The 16198-nt window shown below is 66.3% G+C and carries 18 protein-coding genes; 15 read left to right on the top strand and 3 right to left on the bottom strand.

The window, feature by feature from the left end:
• Positions 1-2 precede the first annotated feature (2 nt).
• The 12 genes from Q8P38_10265 to Q8P38_10210 are packed head-to-tail and all read left to right on the top strand — an operon-like array spanning position 3 to position 9461.
• Positions 3-1148, top strand: coding sequence for an acyl-CoA dehydrogenase family protein (locus tag Q8P38_10265; GenBank protein MDP4014986.1), 1146 nt, complete (start codon positions 3-5; stop codon positions 1146-1148).
• On the top strand, positions 1145-2119 hold the full coding sequence (locus Q8P38_10260; GenBank protein MDP4014985.1) for a hypothetical protein: 975 nt from the start codon (positions 1145-1147) through the stop codon (positions 2117-2119). The genes Q8P38_10265 and Q8P38_10260 overlap by 4 nt, the downstream gene beginning before the upstream one ends.
• On the top strand, positions 2116-3270 hold the full coding sequence (locus Q8P38_10255; GenBank protein MDP4014984.1) for a thiolase domain-containing protein: 1155 nt from the start codon (positions 2116-2118) through the stop codon (positions 3268-3270). The genes Q8P38_10260 and Q8P38_10255 overlap by 4 nt, the downstream gene beginning before the upstream one ends.
• Positions 3267-3716, top strand: a complete 450-nt coding sequence (locus tag Q8P38_10250) for an OB-fold domain-containing protein (GenBank protein MDP4014983.1) — start codon at positions 3267-3269, stop codon at positions 3714-3716. Before Q8P38_10255 ends, Q8P38_10250 begins: the two co-directional genes overlap by 4 nt.
• Positions 3713-4087 carry a hypothetical protein gene (locus tag Q8P38_10245; GenBank protein MDP4014982.1) on the top strand — a complete coding sequence of 125 codons (375 nt, stop codon included), beginning with the start codon at positions 3713-3715 and terminating at the stop codon, positions 4085-4087. Before Q8P38_10250 ends, Q8P38_10245 begins: the two co-directional genes overlap by 4 nt.
• A complete protein-coding gene (locus tag Q8P38_10240) occupies positions 4084-4875 on the top strand; it encodes an enoyl-CoA hydratase-related protein (GenBank protein MDP4014981.1) in 792 nt (263 codons plus the stop codon). Before Q8P38_10245 ends, Q8P38_10240 begins: the two co-directional genes overlap by 4 nt.
• A complete protein-coding gene (locus Q8P38_10235; GenBank protein MDP4014980.1) occupies positions 4865-5659 on the top strand; it encodes an enoyl-CoA hydratase/isomerase family protein in 795 nt (264 codons plus the stop codon). Before Q8P38_10240 ends, Q8P38_10235 begins: the two co-directional genes overlap by 11 nt.
• Entirely contained in the window at positions 5656-6534 is an 879-nt protein-coding gene (locus Q8P38_10230) for a 3-keto-5-aminohexanoate cleavage protein (protein MDP4014979.1), read from the top strand. The genes Q8P38_10235 and Q8P38_10230 overlap by 4 nt, the downstream gene beginning before the upstream one ends.
• Positions 6531-7385, top strand: coding sequence for an amidohydrolase family protein (locus Q8P38_10225; protein ID MDP4014978.1), 855 nt, complete (start codon positions 6531-6533; stop codon positions 7383-7385). Before Q8P38_10230 ends, Q8P38_10225 begins: the two co-directional genes overlap by 4 nt.
• A 3-nt stretch (positions 7386-7388) precedes the next feature.
• Positions 7389-7811 carry a DUF4442 domain-containing protein gene (locus Q8P38_10220; protein ID MDP4014977.1) on the top strand — a complete coding sequence of 141 codons (423 nt, stop codon included), beginning with the start codon at positions 7389-7391 and terminating at the stop codon, positions 7809-7811.
• Positions 7783-8430 carry a TetR/AcrR family transcriptional regulator gene (locus Q8P38_10215; protein MDP4014976.1) on the top strand — a complete coding sequence of 216 codons (648 nt, stop codon included), beginning with the start codon at positions 7783-7785 and terminating at the stop codon, positions 8428-8430. Before Q8P38_10220 ends, Q8P38_10215 begins: the two co-directional genes overlap by 29 nt.
• A complete protein-coding gene (locus Q8P38_10210; protein ID MDP4014975.1) occupies positions 8427-9461 on the top strand; it encodes a zinc-binding dehydrogenase in 1035 nt (344 codons plus the stop codon). The genes Q8P38_10215 and Q8P38_10210 overlap by 4 nt, the downstream gene beginning before the upstream one ends.
• A 30-nt stretch (positions 9462-9491) precedes the next feature.
• On the opposite strand, the gene Q8P38_10205 is transcribed toward Q8P38_10210, so the two are convergent.
• The 3 genes from Q8P38_10205 to Q8P38_10195 form a co-directional block, all read right to left on the bottom strand.
• Positions 9492-10640 (bottom strand): acyl-CoA dehydrogenase family protein, encoded by a 1149-nt coding sequence (locus tag Q8P38_10205; protein ID MDP4014974.1) that lies wholly within the window; start codon positions 10638-10640, stop codon positions 9492-9494.
• Complete coding sequence (locus Q8P38_10200) at positions 10633-11409, bottom strand: enoyl-CoA hydratase-related protein (GenBank protein MDP4014973.1); 777 nt, start codon at positions 11407-11409, stop codon at positions 10633-10635. Before Q8P38_10200 ends, Q8P38_10205 begins: the two co-directional genes overlap by 8 nt.
• A gap of 282 nt (positions 11410-11691) precedes the next feature.
• Positions 11692-12336, bottom strand: coding sequence for a TetR/AcrR family transcriptional regulator (locus Q8P38_10195; protein MDP4014972.1), 645 nt, complete (start codon positions 12334-12336; stop codon positions 11692-11694).
• Positions 12337-12448: 112 nt separating this feature from the next.
• Here Q8P38_10195 and xylA point away from each other — a divergent pair, with 112 nt between their 5' ends.
• The 3 genes from xylA to Q8P38_10180 are packed head-to-tail and all read left to right on the top strand — an operon-like array spanning position 12449 to position 16022.
• Positions 12449-13645, top strand: a complete 1197-nt coding sequence (xylA, locus tag Q8P38_10190; GenBank protein MDP4014971.1) for a xylose isomerase — start codon at positions 12449-12451, stop codon at positions 13643-13645.
• Positions 13642-15051: a xylulokinase gene (gene xylB / locus Q8P38_10185; protein MDP4014970.1), complete on the top strand. Its 1410-nt coding sequence runs from the start codon at positions 13642-13644 to the stop codon at positions 15049-15051. The genes xylA and xylB overlap by 4 nt, the downstream gene beginning before the upstream one ends.
• An 11-nt stretch (positions 15052-15062) precedes the next feature.
• Positions 15063-16022 carry a thioesterase family protein gene (locus Q8P38_10180; GenBank protein MDP4014969.1) on the top strand — a complete coding sequence of 320 codons (960 nt, stop codon included), beginning with the start codon at positions 15063-15065 and terminating at the stop codon, positions 16020-16022.
• The last annotated feature ends 176 nt before the right edge of the window (positions 16023-16198 follow it).

The following is a 16198-nucleotide window of genomic DNA, read 5'->3' as shown; positions in this document are numbered from 1 at the left end:
CCATGGGTGGCGGCTTCAGCGAGGACCATGAGAGGTTCCGCTCGGCAGTCCGGGCGTTCGTGGACAGCGAGATCACGCCGAACGTGACTGCCTGGGAGAAATCCGGCCAAGTCCCCCGGGCACTGTTCAATCAGCTTGGCGAACTCGGCTACCTGGGCGTTCGCATCTCTGAGGAGTGCGGGGGCGGCGGGTGCGACTTCAGGTTCACGACGGTCCTGGTCCAGGAACTCGTTCGCTGCGGCTCTGTGGGCGTGGCAGTCAGCGTCATGGTCCACGCGGAATTCGCGACGAAAGTGATCGACCGTGTTGGGTCGGATGACCTGAAGAATCGCTTCGTGCGGCCAGCGGTCTCCGGCTCGTTGGTCGGGGCGCTTGGGATCACTGAACCCGAAGCCGGCAGCGACGTGGGGGCGATCCGCACCCGAGCGGTCCGCGTGGGCGACGAGTACGTGATCAACGGCTCCAAGATCTTCATCACAAACGGCACGATCGCCGACTACGTCACTCTCGCGGTGAGAACCGGTGAACCCGGACCCCGAGGGATCTCCCTGATCATCGTGCCCAGCGACACCCCTGGCCTCAAGGTCGGCCGCAGGCTTCGCAAGATCGGCGTGCCGTCGTCGGACACCGCGGAACTGTTCTTCCAGGACTGTCATGTGCCGGTGGCCAACCTCATCGGCGAGGAGAACCGCGGATTCCAATACATCATGAGCGGGTTCGAGGGCGAACGTCTCGTCCTGGCGATCATCGCCTGTGCTCAGATGCGCCTGATGTTCGACGAGGCGCGCGAGTACGGACTGCAGCGCCAGGCATTCGGACACCCGCTGCTCGGATTTCAGGTCTGGCGTCACCGCCTGGCCGACGCGCTCACCAAGATCGAAGCGGCCGAGGCGCTCACCTACCGGGCGATCGACATGCATGTGCGCGGCGACGCGGCGAACGCCGAGATCTCAATGGCCAAGCTGTTCGCCGCCGAAACCTGTGTGGGCGTCGCGCACGACTGCGCGCAGATCTTCGGCGGCAACGCGTTCATGGAGGAACAACTCATCGCACGCCTCCACCGCGACTCAAGCGCGTTCTCCATCGGGGCTGGCACCAGCGAAGTCATGCGCGAGATCATCGCCGCCACCAAGGGCCTAACGCCGTGACAAGACCTTTGGCGGGCATCGTCGGCCTGGGCGCCTCGGGGCCGGTCGCACAGGATCCGCGCTCGATCCCGGAGATGGTTCTGACTGCCGTAGAAGACGCCATCGGTGACGCCGGAATCGGATTCGCCGACATCGACGCCGTCGTATCCGCCTCGGTGGACCTGTATGACGGCCTGACCGCGTCGAACATCGCGATCACCGAGGTCGTCGGCGCGGTGATGAAGCCAGAGACCCGTATCGCCGGGGACGGACTCGCCGCCCTGGCCCACGCGGCCTGCCTGGTTTGGGCAGGCGCGTACGACACAGTTCTGGTCGTCGCACACGGCAAGGCGTCGATGGCACCGCAGGATCTTCTCAGCGAATGGGTCATGGACCCGGTTCTCCTGCAACCACTGGGCGCCAGCTTCATGGTCTGTTCCGGGCTCCAGGCTCAGCTCCTTGCCACCGAGGGAGCCGAGCGGCGCTGGGCGCGGCGAGCGGCCGAGCTGCGCGGGTGCGACATCACCGACGTGCTGGATTCGCCGATCAGCGCCGCGCCGCTGCGAGCGCTCATGAAAGCACCCGACGCGGACGCCGCCTTCGCGGTCGTGCTGCGCGCGAACCAGCCCGGAGTCACGGTCAAGTCAGTCGGATTCGACCTCGACGCACATGCTCCCGGCGACCGCGACTTGCGCTCATGGCCGGGGCTCAGACGGGCGTTCAAACGCGCTGGCGGTCACGGCAACGGCGCCTTCGACGTCGTGGCTGACTCGTGCCGCTTCCCGCATGAGGAGGAGCTGTTCCGGACAGCCACTGGCCTCGCGCCGACCGGCGGCCTGTTCGCCGGGGCAGCCCCCGTCGCCGCCGGGCTGGGGCAACTGGTCGCGGCCACCCGAGCACTTCGAGCCGCTCCCGGCAGGGCTCTCGCCCACGGCACATGGGGGCCAGCCGGACAAGCTCACGCCGTCGCGGTTCTGGAGCGCGCCGCATGAGGCCCGTCGCCGTGATTGGCACCGGCCAGACCAACCACGCCAGCCGCCGGGATGACGTGTCTCAGCCCGAGCTCGTGCACGAGGCGGTTACCGCCGCCCTGATGGACGCCGACATGTCACCGTCCGACATCGACGCGGTGCTGATCTCGAACATGGAGCTGTTCGAAGGCCGGGCAATGCCGGAAATGTGGCTAGGCGCCGGGGCGTTCGCCTACGGCAAGCCATGCCTGAAGATCGCGACCGGGGGCACATCCGGCACAAGCGCCTGCATCGCCGCCTTCAATCAGGTGGCATCCGGACTGTTCGACTCGGTGCTTGTCGTGGGGGTCGAGAAGCACTCCGAAGGCCACACTCAGACGGGGATGGCGCTGACCGACCCCTTCTGGGACCGGGCCGTCGCCTCGGGAGCCGTGGGTAACTTCGCGCTGTCGATATCGCAGTACGTGGCAGAGCGCGGAGTGACACAGGAGCAGGCCGCGAAGGTCGCTGTCAAGGCCAGGCACAACGCCGCCCGCAATCCCCACGCGCATCTGCAACTCCCGGACCTCACCGTTGACCAAGTCCTGGATTCGAGGGTTCTGGCGCACCCGTTGCACCTTCTGGACATGTGCCCCCAATCCGACGGAGCAGCCGCGATCGTCGTCGCCTCGCAGGACCTCGCCGATCGGCACAATCCCCAGCCCGCCTGGGTCAGGTCAGCCGTCACGCGACACGACCAGTGCTACATCGGTGACCTGGACCGCCGCTTGCTGACTATGCCGACGCTGCGCGACGCGGCCAAAGCCGCATACGCCCGCGCCGGGATACGGGATCCCCGCCGGGACCTGGACGTGGCCGAGATCTACGAGCCGGTCACATACGCCGAGCTGGCGTGGTACGAGGCACTCGGGTTCTGCGACGACGGCGAGGCGGGGTCGCTGATCGACAAGGGGATCACCGACATGGACGGCGAGCTGCCGGTCAACCCCTCCGGCGGCGTCCTGTCGACCAATCCTGTCGGGGCGTCGGGAGTGATCCGCGTCGCCGAGGCCGCTTTGCAGATCCACGGGCGAGGCGGCGACCGGCAGGTCCCAAACGCGAAGACAGCCCTGGCGACCGGATACGGCGTGTATGCCTGGGCCGACGCGATCGTCCTGGGGGGGCGGCCATGACCGGCGATCTAGTCACCGTGCCGCTGACGATGGACATCACTTGGCGCTACGCCGCGAGTGAACCGATGGCCCGCTTCCTCGGCGGATTGCGCGAACGACGGATCGAAGCACTGGCATGTGACGCGTGCGGCCGCCGATACCTACCGCCGCGTCCGTTCTGCGGCCGGTGCTACATGCGGATGAGCCGCTGGGTGCCAGTCGCCGACACCGGGCAACTTGTCGCGTGGACCGTGCTTCACATTCCCGTCCTGGACAGCCGCACCGGCGAAGCGCGGCCGGTGCCGTGCGGCATGGGACTGATCCGCCTCGACGGCGCTGACACGACGCTGAACCACTTCGTGACGATCGCGGACGAGTTGGCTCTGGGCACCCGCTTGCGGGCGGTTTGGCGCGATGAGCTGGTAGGCGCGATGCACGACATCTCCCACTTCGAGGTGATCGGATGATCAAGTCGGAAGCGATCAACCTGCCGTTCCGGTACGCGGCTGGCCGTGTAGGCAGCGCGTATCTGACAGCCCTGCGCGATGAGCGACGGTTCAGCGCCACGTCTTGCGCGTCGTGCTTGAAAGTGCTCAGCCCCGCCCGCTCGCTGTGCCCCTTCTGCGGCTCACCGGCGGACGAGGCACCGGACGTCGGCCCGAACGGCCAGATCGCATCGTGGACAGACGTATCGCACCGGGGTCGGTATGCCCTTGTCCGGCTTGACGGCGCGGACACGGCGATGCTTCACCGACTCCTCGGTCAGGCCGAGATCGGGGCCCGCGTCCGCCCACGCTTCGCCAACGGGGAGCTTGAAGGCTTCGAGGTGATCGCGTGACTATTCGCACCCAGACCGACGACGCCGTGCTGGTCGTGACGATCGACCGCCCCGAGGCCAGGAATGCCCTGAATCGGGCGATGAGTCGCGAGCTCTGCGAGGCGTGGACCCGGCTCCGGGATGACCCGGATCTGCGAGCCGCCGTTATCACCGGCGCCGGTGAACAGGCGTTCTGCGCTGGAGCTGACCTGAAGGAAATGGGGGCCCACTACGCGTCCATGACGCCGACTGAACGCCGGGACCGAGGTGAACACGAACCCGGACTGGGTGGCATCACCCGCAACCTCGACGTTGGCAAGCCGGTGATCGCAGCGGTCAACGGCCACTGCCTGGCAGGCGGTTTCGAGGTCGCACTTGCCTGCGATCTGCGCATCGCCGCGGAGCACGCCACTTTCGGACTGCCCGAAGTTCGCCGCGGGATAATCCCGGGCGCCGGGGGAACCCAGCGGCTGCCACGGATGACCCATCCCGCCATGGCGCTGGAGATGCTCCTGACCGGCGCTCCGATCGACGCCGCCAAGGCACTTCGGCTCGGACTGGTGAACCGGGTTGTGCCTTCCGCCGACTTACTCGGCGCGGCGATGGATCTGGCCCAGCGGATCGCGTCCAACGCACCGCTTGCCGTTCGGGCGATCCGCGCCTCGGTCCTCAACGGAGCGCATCTTCCCCTCGGCGACGCGCTGCGCCTCGAGCAATTCTACGCCGAGCCGGTCAGGGCAAGCGCCGACGCCCAGGAGGGCATACGCGCGTTCATCGAGAAACGGGAGGCCCGATTCCATGGCAAGTAGGATGCCGAAGCTCGACACGATCGCCCTTGCGAGACAAGACGCCATTCTTCGGCTGACCCTGAATCGGCCAGAGGTGCTCAACGCCATCGACGCACGTCTGCTTCGCGAAGTGCGCGACGCCCTGGCCTTCGCCCAAGCTGACGCTCAGACGCGAGTCATTCTCGTGGATCACGCCGGGCAGCGCGCCTTCTCCGCAGGCATCGACGTGGCATACGTCAAGGAGATGGAGGGACCGCAGGCGCGCGAGATCGGCCGGGAGTTGCACCGCACGTTCCTAGCACTGCGCACGACGGAGATCCCGATCGTGTGCCAGATCGATGGACTGTGCCTTGGTGCCGGTCTGGAGTTCGCGCTGTCGTGCGACTTAATGGTCGCCAGTGACCGATCGCGGTTCGGGCTACCAAACATCCATCGGGGAATCCCGGCGATCGTAGAAGCGGCCATCCTCCCGGGCGCCATCGGCATCCAGGGAGCACGGGAGATGGCATACCTCGGCGAACTCTGGGACGCGGCGAAGGCCGAGCGTCGCGGCCTTCTCCACTCGGTGCTGAAGCCCGCCGAACTGGCGTCCAGCGTCACCGCACTGTGCGAACGCCTCGGTGAGAAGAGTCCCCTGGCGCTAGCCACGCAGAAGGAGATCATCAACAAGTGGATGACGACCGATCTTGAGACCGCGATCGACTTCTCGATCAACACTGTCATGTTGAACTTCTCCAGCCGCGATCAGAAGGAGGGCATGCGGGCCTTCATCGAGAAGCGACCAGCCAGGTTCACAGGCCAATGAGCAAGACGATCATCACCTGTGCTCTGACCGGCGCCCAGCAGGGCAAGGACTCCAATCCGAACTTGCCCGAGCAGCCGGACGAGATCGTGGCTCAAGGCTTGGCCGCTTGGAGGGCGGGTGCGGCAGTGCTGCACATCCACGCCCGCGACGCCGACGGCCGGGCCTGCGCTGATGTCGGCCTGTTCGCGCGGATCGTCGACGGGCTGCGGTCAGCCGGGTGTGACGCCCTGCTGAACCTGACAACCGGCGGCGCAGTCGCGGGCCTACCGGCAGCCGAACGCACCCGGGTCGTACCCGAGTTGAGACCCGACATCGCGTCCTTCAGCGTTGGCGGTGGCTGTCTGCTCGGCCGCTGGGATGAGCGAACGAACTCTTGGGTCGGTGACCGCTTCGTGCCCCTGTTCAGCTCGCACGCCGAACTCGAAGCCGTCGCCCGGACATTCGCCCAAGCGGAAGTCAAACCGGAGCTTGAGGTCTATCACTCAGGGATGCTGAACAACATCCACGCCCTGCTAGGCCGGGGGGTGCTGGCCGAACCACTGCTCGTCAACTTCGTGATGGGCATCCCCGGCGAATGCACGCAGGCCACCGTGAGAAACCTGGCGTTCCTCACCGAGAGCCTGCCCCCCGGGACCAACTGGCTAGTCAGCGCGATCGGCGCCCGCAACCACTTCCGAATGCTCGGGGCGATAGTCGCGATGGGCGGCCACGTGCGCGTCGGCCTGGAGGACAACATCTACCTCGAGCCCGGCAAGCTGGCGAGCTCCAACGCCGAGCTGGTCGACAAGGCCGTTCGGATCCTGAGCGAACTCGGCGTCAGTCCCGCAAGTCCACAAGAAGCCCGCGAAACCTTCAAGACAAGGAGAACGAGATGACCCGCGACCGCATCGCCATTGACGCCTGGGCGAGCTGGATCAGCCCGGAGGGGGCCACCCGCTGGCCAACGGAGTACCTGCACATCTTCCGCAAGTACCGCTCACCTCAGACGATCTTCGAAGGCATGCCCATCGAAGACGTCCTGGCCGATATGGATAACGCCGGAGTGGACCGCTGCCTGCTGTCCGCCTTCTACCACAAGGACACGGCCGTGGTTTCCAACGAGGAGGTCGCCGAAGCCGTCGCGAAGTTCCCCGACAGGTTCGTCGGGTCGGGCACGGTGAACGTCCTGCGCAAGCCCCTGGACGTCGGCCGCGAAGTCGAGTACCTGATCACCGAGCTGGGGATGCGCGCGATCCGGCTCGAGCCGTACATGTACGGCGACGGCATGACGGGCATGGCCCCCAACGACAAGCACTACTGGCCGGTGTATCTGAAGTGCGCCGAACTTGGGGTTCCGGTGTGCATCCAGGTCGGGCACACCGGTCCGCTACTGCCATCAGAATGCGGGCGTCCGATCTATCTCGATGAGGTCGCCCTGGCCTTCCCGGATCTGACCATCATCGGCTGCCATCTGGGCCAGCCCTGGCACGACGAGATGATGACGCTCGCCTGGAAACACCCCAACGTCTACGTCGAGACGTCCGCGCGCACTCCGAAGCACTGGCCGGCGTCGTTCACCGAGTTCGTGCGTGGTTGGGGCCAGGACAAGGTGCTGTGGGCGACGGACTATCCACTGCTGTCGTTCGACCGGACTCTCTCAGAGCTGGAGGACCTGGGGCTGGGAGAGACCATCTACACCAAGGTCGTCCGCGACAACGCGCTGCGCGCCTTCCGGCTCACTAGCTGACCTATGCGGAACACGCTGCAGGAGATGCTCGACGGCATCCCGTATGTTCGCAGCCATGGCCTGGTCATCGAGCACGTCGGCCCCCAGGTCCGCGTCCGAATGCCCGACGACCCGGGGAATGCCAACATCGCCGGTGGCCTGCACGCGTCCGCTCTGTACTGCGCGGCCGAGACGGCCGCCGGTGTGGCAGCGTGGTGTATCAGATCGGATCCGGCCATCATTGTCCTTGTCCGGGACGTCCAGATCCGGTATCCGCGACGCGCGACCGGTGAAGTCCATGCCACGGCGACAGTCACCTCCGTCGCGGGCACGGACGCGACCGTCGAGGCTAAAGTCACGGACGAAGATGGACTAGCCGTGCTCGAAGCAACGTTCTCGTACGCGATGAGGAGTGCCAATGGGAGTTCAGGAACGCCGTCAGCGTGAACGTGACGCCAGGCGCAAGGCCGTCCTGGACGCCACGCGCACGCTAGTCCGGCAACACGGGTACAACGGCACGACGACCAAGGAGATCGCGGCGCACTGCGAGTTGTCGGAGGCGACGCTGTTCTGGTACTTCCAAAGCAAGGAGGAGATCTTCAGTTCGCTGCTGTTCGAGGCGATCGAATTCATGGAGTCGCGAATCGCGGCCCTGGCCGGGGCGGGTGAGCCAAGGCCGCCCGCGCAGCTCGTGCGGGAACTGTGGAGCATGTTCTCCGAACTGCGCTCCCAGTACCCCGAGTACTTCCACGTCTTCACTTCGCTGGCCAATCCCGACGCGACGACCGGAGTGTCCCCTGAAGTCAAGGCGGAACTGGCACGGCGCTCGGGCGACAACTTCCGCCGCGTCGCCGAACTCATGGACAAGGCAGACGAGAGACTGGCTCGGGTCGCTGTGGACGTTCTGTGGGCCACCTTCGTTGGTCTGGGCGTGCTGCATGACTCGCGGGTGAACCTCGGCGCCCCGGCGCACCCGAGTGACCACGAACTGGGCGAAGCCCTGGACCTGCTTCTCGACGGGCTGGCCTCCGCCAAGGCCGTCGCTGGCAGCGGAGCCGCCCGATGACGACTATGCTCGCGGCCCAGCTCGTGGCGCCCGGGAAGCCGTTGGCGATCACGCGAGTTCCGGTGCCGACTCCAGGGCGCGATGAGGTCCTCGTGGCTGTTCGCGCGTGCGGCTTGTGCGGGACGGACCTTCATCTGGCCGTCGTCGGTGACCTCCCCGTGGCGCGCACGCCGATCACGCTCGGGCACGAGGCTGCGGGTGTCATCGCCCGGCTCGGCGCTGACGTGGACGGCCTATCTGTCGGGCAGCGCGTCGCTATGTTCCCCGCCGATTGGTGCGGCAGGTGCCGATTCTGTCTCGCTGGCCGACCATCGCTGTGCGACAACTCCAAGGTCTACGGGATGAGCCGCGATGGCGCACTGGCCGAATTCGTGAGCGTGCCCGCGAGAACCCTCGTGCCGCTGCCCGACGTCATCGATTTCCCCGTCGCGGCCGTAGTCACCGACGGCGTGGCGACTCCGTTCCACGCGCTGCGCACCCGGGGTCAATTGCGGGCCGGCGAGACCGTGGGCGTGTTTGGCTGCGGAGGACTCGGAACCCACGCCATCATGCTCGCTCGACTCATGGGTGCCGCGCGCATCGTCGCTGTTGACCCCGACGAGCATGCGCGCGATCGAGCGCTGCGACTCGGAGCCGACGTCGCGCTGGACCCGGGTGAAACCGACGTGCCCCGCGAGGTGCGCGCGTTCGGGGGTTTGGATCTGGCGCTGGAGTTCGTCGGCAGGCCCGCGACGTCCGAACAGGCTATGCGCTCGTTGGGGAAGATGGGCCGAGCTGTGCTGGTCGGAGTCGGCCCTGGAGGCCCGGCTCTCCCATCGCTGGCGGCGTTCGTCGGGCGCGAACAGCAGGTCATGGGTTCGTTCGGGATGGACCCAGCCGACATCGTCGACCTGTACTCACTGATCGCGGCGGGCAGGCTCGATCTCAGCGGCTCAGTTTCGGCACGCTATCCCCTCAGCGCCGCGGATGAGGCCCTGCGGCATCTGGCCAGCCGGGACGGCGGAGTCGTGCGCGTCGTAGTCGAGCCGTGAGGCTTCTACCAACCGCCGCTGAAGCCACCGCTACGGCCTGAAGCCACCCGCGACGGACTTGAAGATCATCTCGCGCTGGACTTCGTTTGCTCCCTCTCCGTACTCCAGGATCTTGCAGTCGCGGTAGAAGCGCTGGACGGGGGAATCCATCATGAACCCCTGGGCGCCGTGCAAATGCATGGCCCGCTCGGCAAGCCAGGTTGTCGTCTGGGAAGCGAACAGTTTCGCGATCGAGGCCTCGGCGTCATACGCCTGGCCCGAGTCCAGCTTGGCCGCCGCGGAATAGACGAGCGAACGGGCGGCGCGCAGCCGCGTCGCCATGTCAGCGATCGTGAACCTGACGCCCTGTAGATCCGTCAGCGGACCGCCGAACTGCTCTCGGGTGCTCACATGGCGCACGGCCTGTTCCAACGCAGCGCTGCCCAAGCCAACGGCCAGCGCTCCGCCGAATACCCGGCCTTGGGAAAGCACCGGCAGGCATTGTCGAAATCCGTTGTCCGGTTGCCCGACGAGGTGATCCCGGGGCACAAGGCAGTCGGTGAAGTGCAGTTCGCCGAGCTCGGAGGCCCTCATCCCAACCTTGCGCATCGGCCGGCGCTCCATCCCGGCGGAATCACCCGGGACAACGAACACGGAAATGCCTTTGAGGCTTCCGGGCTCACCGCTGGTGCGTGCGACGACGACGAGCACGTCAGCGAACGTGGCGTTCGTGATGTATAGCTTGCTGCCGTTCAATACGTAGTGGTCGCCGTCTTCGCGCGCGCTGAGTCGGACCCGGGTGACGTCTGCTCCTGAGTCGGGTTCGGCGTATGCCCAGGCTCCGGTCGCCTCGCCGGCGAGCATCGCGGGCACGTACTTCTCGGCCAGCTCTCCGGATCCGACGATGGCGATCGCCGATGCCGCGAGCGCGAAGTGCACGTAGATCCCCAGCGCCACACCCGCCGATGCTCTAGCCAGCTCCTCGATCAGGACGCAACGATCAGTCGCACCGCCACCCGATCCCCCGGCCTCGGGCGGCAGGCCGACTCCGAGCCAGCCGAGTTCCCCGAGCTTCCCGAACAGATGTTTCGGGAACTCCCCCGTCTCGTCCCACTCCTGCGCGTGGGGCGCGATCTCCGTGGCGGCGAATCGGGCCACCTCCGCGCGGAACCGCACCTGGGTTTCGGTGAGGTCAGGCACCTCGGAACTCCGGACGCCTCTTTTCCCGGAATGCCGTGATTCCCTCGCGGTGATCGGCGCTTTGGAGGCATTGCACCTGCGCGAAAATCTCCAGCTCGAATTCAGCATCCATGTCCGATCCGATGGAGCGATGGATCGCGCGCTTTGTCCACTGATGGGCGATCGGGGGTCCAGCGGCGAACCGCCGCGCCCACTGGTCAACCTCAGCCTGAAGTTCTTCGGCGGGAACCACACCATGCACCAGGTCCAGCGCGGCGGCTTCCTCCGCCTCGATCAACCGACCAGTCAGCATCAGCTCCGTCGCCTTGCCCAGACCGACGTACCGGGGCAAGAACCAGCCCGCCGACATGTCGCACCCCGCGAGGCCGAGGCGCGTGAACGGCGCACCCATCCGTATCCCGGCCGCCGCGATTCGAATGTCGCACGCCAGCGCTAGGCCGAACCCTCCTCCGACGGCATCTCCGTGCAGCGCGGCGATGACCGGCTGCGGCATGGCGACTATTGCCCTGATCGGGTCCAAGTACCTGCGGACGATCGGCTCCCAGTCCCCAGCTGTCCGTTCGACCATCTCAGCCTGGTCGGCACCGGCGCAGAACACACGTCCCGTCCCCGCCAGAACTACTACGCGGGCGTCCGATGCCGCCACTCGCGATAATGCGTCGCACAGCAGGTCGACGGTATCGACGGCCAGCGTGTTCAGCCGTTCGGGGCGGTTGAGCGTGACCGTGGCCACGTCGCCCTCCACTCTGAGCAACACCTCGTCCGCCACGCCACGCCTCCTCGCCTGCACACCGATCCACCCTTGGTGAACACTGACTGGCCTAGCCTACTGGTCACTCGTTGCCGCAATGGCTACCGGGTTCGAGCGCCAAACAGCACGCCCGTTCTGCGTTTGCGGCCGTTCCTGATAGACGCACCCGTTCCGCAAGGAAACACTCGTTGAAACGGGCGCGTCTGTACCCAAACAGGCGCGTTTGGCGGGAACGGCCGTTTCCGCGGTGAGGGGGTTGAGCGGGCGGCGGGTCGAGGCCTGGGGCCGCCCCGAGGCGGCTTACGCCCTGCCCAGGAAGCGTCGACGGGAAGCGGGCTTGACGTCCCCTGGGGTCTCGCGCGGCTGCAGACCGAGTCCGATCATGTCGTTGAGCGCATCGAGCGCCGCGCCGAGCGAGATCTGAGAGGCTCCCTCCAACTCGGTCCGCACCACGGCCCAGCCGACTTCGAAGAGGATCGCGGCGGTGGCGTCAACATCGAGTTCGGCTCGGATCGTTCCCTCGGACTGGCCACCCGCGAGCGTCTCGCCGAGCAGGCCGCGGATTCGTCCTCGCTGAATCTCGGCGGCGCGTCGCGCGACCTCACCGTCCACGAGTTTGCCCCCGCCGAACATCGATGAGCGAAGGAACTCATCATCGCCGTAGTGCTCCGCGGTCACTGCGACGAGTGCCCGGAGGCGCTCCGGCGCCGTTCCCTCGCCGCGCAGAGCTTCAGCGGCGCGCTCCAAGAATCGCTCCATCGATGCCTCGACGACGGCGAGGTAGGCCTGCTCCTTGGAGTCGAAGTGCAAGTAGAAGCTGCCCTTGCCGGTCGCGGCCTCACCCGTGATGTCATCGACGGTTGTGCCCTTGTACCCGAAGCGCCGGAAGTGGTCCTCCGCCGCCTTGATCAGTCGAGCCCTGGGAGCCTGTGCCGGTGCGCTCACGCTCGCATCGTACCAACGCTCGACTACCACTGACCGGCGTCGCCATCGAGTCAGTGGACGGGCATCCGGGGCTCGCAGCCCACTAGCGTCAAGGACAACTTAGGAGGGATCCATGAATCTGCCCCAACCAACCCCCGCCGACAAGTTCACGTTCGGGCTGTGGACCGTCGCCTGGCCAGCGCGTGACCCTTTCGGGGAACCTACGCGCCCGCCCCTGGATCCGGTCGAGTCCGTCTACCGCTTGGCCGAGCTGGGGACCTACGGGGTCAACTTCCACGACGATGACTTGGTCCCGTTCGGGTCCGACGGCGCCACCCGAGACCGGATCATCGCCAACTTCAAGCAGGCCATAGCTGACACGGGGCTCGCGGTTCCGATGTTGACCACGAACCTGTTCACGCATCCTGTATTCAAGGACGGAGCATTCACGAGCCCGGACCGCTCAGTTCGCCGATTCGCGCTGCGCAAGGTCATGCGCAACCTGGACCTCGCGGCTGAACTGGGCGCCGGAGTCTACGTCTTCTGGGGAGGCCGTGAGGGAGCCGAGACAGACGGCATCAAAGACGTGCGGACCGCGCTGGACCGGTACCGGGATGGTCTGGACACACTGGCCCAGTACTGCATCGACAACGGCTACGACATCCGGTTCGCTGTCGAGCCCAAGCCGAACGAGCCGCGTGGGGACATCTTCCTGCCGACGATCGGGCACGCGCTGGCTTTCATCAACACCCTCGAGCATTCCGACATGGTGGGAGTCAACCCGGAGGTCGGTCACGAGCAGATGGCGGGGCTCAACGTCGCTCACGGCGTGGCGCAGGCACTCTGGCACGGCAAGCTGTTCCACATTGACCTCAACGGCCAGCACGGCCCCCGCTTCGACCAGGACCTAGTGTTCGGACACGGGGACCTGATCAACGCCTTCTTCCTCGTTGACCTGCTGGAGAACGGCGCGATCGGAGGCGGACCGGCATACGAAGGGTCGCGGCACTTCGACTTCAAGCCTCTGCGGACTGAGGACATGGCAGGCGTTTGGGAGGCCGCTGCCGCCAACATGACGACGTATCTACTCCTGAAGGAGCGCGCGCTCGCCTTCCGCTCCGATCCGGCCGTTGCCGAGGCCCTGGCGGAGTCGGGTCTGTCAGGACTCGCCGAGCCCACTCTCAGCGAAGGCGAGAGCATCGCCGACTTCCGGGCCGATAAGTCCGCGTTCGAGGACTTCGACGCGGACGCCGCCGCTGTCAAGGGCAGTGGATACGTCAAGCTGAATCAGCTCGCCGTGAATCACCTCCTGGGAGTCAGGCGGCCGTGACGCTGGTTGCCGGGGTCGACAGCTCGACCCAGTCATGCAAGGTAGTCATCCGCGAAGCTTCCACTGGTGAGCTAGTCCGCCAGGGCCGCGCGGCCCACCCGGAGGGAACCGAGGTCGAGCCGCAGGCGTGGTGGCGGGCGTTCAAGGAGGCTGCCCAAGCGGCGGGAGGCCTGAACGACGTGGCCGCGATCGCGGTCGGCGGTCAACAGCACGGCATGGTCGCGCTCGACAACGCGGGCGACAGCGTGCGGCCAGCGCTGTCGTGGAACGACACGCGTTCGGCGCCTCAGGCCGAGCGGCTAGTCGGCGAGTTCGGTGGGCCCCGCTTCTGGGCCGACGAGACCGGGTCGGTCCCAGTAGCCTCGTTCACGATCACGAAGCTGGCGTGGATGGCGGAGCACGAGCCAGCTAACGCCAGTCGCACTTCCGCGGTGTGTCTTCCACATGACTGGCTGACGTGGATGCTGATGGGCGGCCCGAAGCTTCTCGAAATCAAAGACCTGGTCACGGATCGAGGCGACGCGTCCGGTACCGGCTACTTCAACCCCGAAGCCGGAACGTACTGCCCGGATCTGCTGCGGGCGGCCTTGGGCCACGACGTCCAGCTCCCGCGAGTCCTCGGTCCAGGCCAACGGGCAGGGTCGACGGCAGTTCCCGGCCTCAGCGAATCTGCCGTGGTTGGTCCCGGTACCGGGGACAACATGGCCGCGGCGCTGGGTGTCGGAGCTAGCGTCGGAGACGTGATCTTGTCCATCGGCACCTCGGGCGTTGTTTGCGCGGTGTCTGAATCGCCTACACACGACTCATCCGGGGAGGTTGCGGGATTCGCCGACGCCACAGGAAACTACCTTCCCTTGGTCTGCACGCTCAACGCCGCGCGCGTACTCGATGCCACAGCGAAGGTTCTTGGCGTTGGCCTTGACCAGCTTTCGGCCATGGCTCTGCGAGCCCCAGCCGGATGCGACGGGATGGCATTCGTGCCCTACCTGGAAGGGGAACGCACGCCAAACCGCCCCAATGCGACAGGCACGCTACATGGGCTCACACTGTCCAACATGAGCCCGACCCACGTTGCCCGGGCGGCCGTTGAGGGCGTGCTCTGCGGGCTAGCTGACGGATTGGACGCCCTCGTGGCTCAGGGGATCGTCGTGCGTCGAGTGATACTCATCGGCGGGGGCGCTAGGTCGGCGGCGGTCCGCGATATCGCACCACAGGTCTTCGCAGCTCCGGTGGTAGTCCCCGAACCCGGTGAGTACGTCGCGGATGGCGCCGCCCGACAGGCAGCGTGGGTGCTTTCCGGCGAAGCGCAGCCTCCGCGGTGGGAACTTGGCGGCAGCGACGACTACCGCGCGGATCCGGAGCCCACGATTCGAGACCAATACGCATCGGCGCGCGGAACCCAGTGAAGGGCAGCTAGATGACACCCGAAACTCCACGCCACAACCACCCGCCCGGCGCCGAGCGACACCTAGTGGAACGGCTGGCATTGAGGCGCATTGACCGGGACATCTTCACCGGCTGGTGCCATGCTGGCGCCCCGCTTCGTGCCTTCGGAGGGCAGGTCGCGGCTCAGGCCCTCGTCGCGGCGGGTAGCACCGTCGAAGATCGCGAGAGATCCGTCCATTCGTTGCACGGATACTTCCTGCGTCCCGGAAGGACCACGGACCACATCGTCTACATCGTGGACCGACCGCGAGACGGACGCTCCTATTCAACGAGGCGCGTGCGAGCGGTCCAGTACGGAGAAACGATATTCATGATGTCGGCGTCGTTCGCGTTGCACAGGCCAGGGCCGTCGCATCAGAAGCCTCCTGCCGTGGGCGCCGACGGCGGCTGGATGGGGTCGATCCCCAGTCCTGAGGATCTCAACGGCGAAGACATACTCTCCCGCGTCGACGTCGGCCACCCGACTGACTCGGCCCATCGAGGCAGCGAGATGCACGACGCTGGTTTCCCGGATCGTCAACTGCTTGAGCTGTGCTTCATCGACCCTGCTGTCGTCCGCCGAATCACGCCGTTTGGCGCCGATCAGATGACTTGGGTCCGCTCTCGGGAGACCCTGCCGGACGGACCATTGATCCATGTCTGCACAGTCACTTACGTGTCGGACTTGACCCTCGTCGAAACCGTCCTCGGGCCGCACGGAGGCAGTTCCCAGACACAGAATCTGGACAAGGCGTCCATCGATCACGCCATGTGGTTCCACGCGCCATTCAGGGCCGATGAGTGGCTGTTGCTCGTCACCGACAGCCCAGTCGCCCGTGACGGACGCGGATTCGCTCGCGGGCAGTTCTTCAAACAGGACGGAATCCTAGTAGCGTCCGTGGCTCAAGAGGCTCTGGTTCGAGAACGATCGACGCCAAGACAGAGCGGGTAAGTCTCGTCAGGCGGAAACGCTATGACGGCACTTCGGATTCCAGTGGGGACCTGCGGGTTGTGGGTGATTTCTTGCTTCTGGCCGTGTCGTTGGGTGGGGTTGTCGGGGGGGTCGATTAGTATCGGACACATGTTCGATGGTGTTGGTTCCTCGCCTCTTGACCCGGCAGCCGGGTC

The sequence above is a fragment of the Candidatus Nanopelagicales bacterium genome, assembly GCA_030700225.1.
Lineage (GTDB): Bacteria > Actinomycetota > Actinomycetes > S36-B12.
Note: the sequence above shows the minus strand (reverse complement) of the source record. Positions and strands in the feature narration are given on the sequence as shown.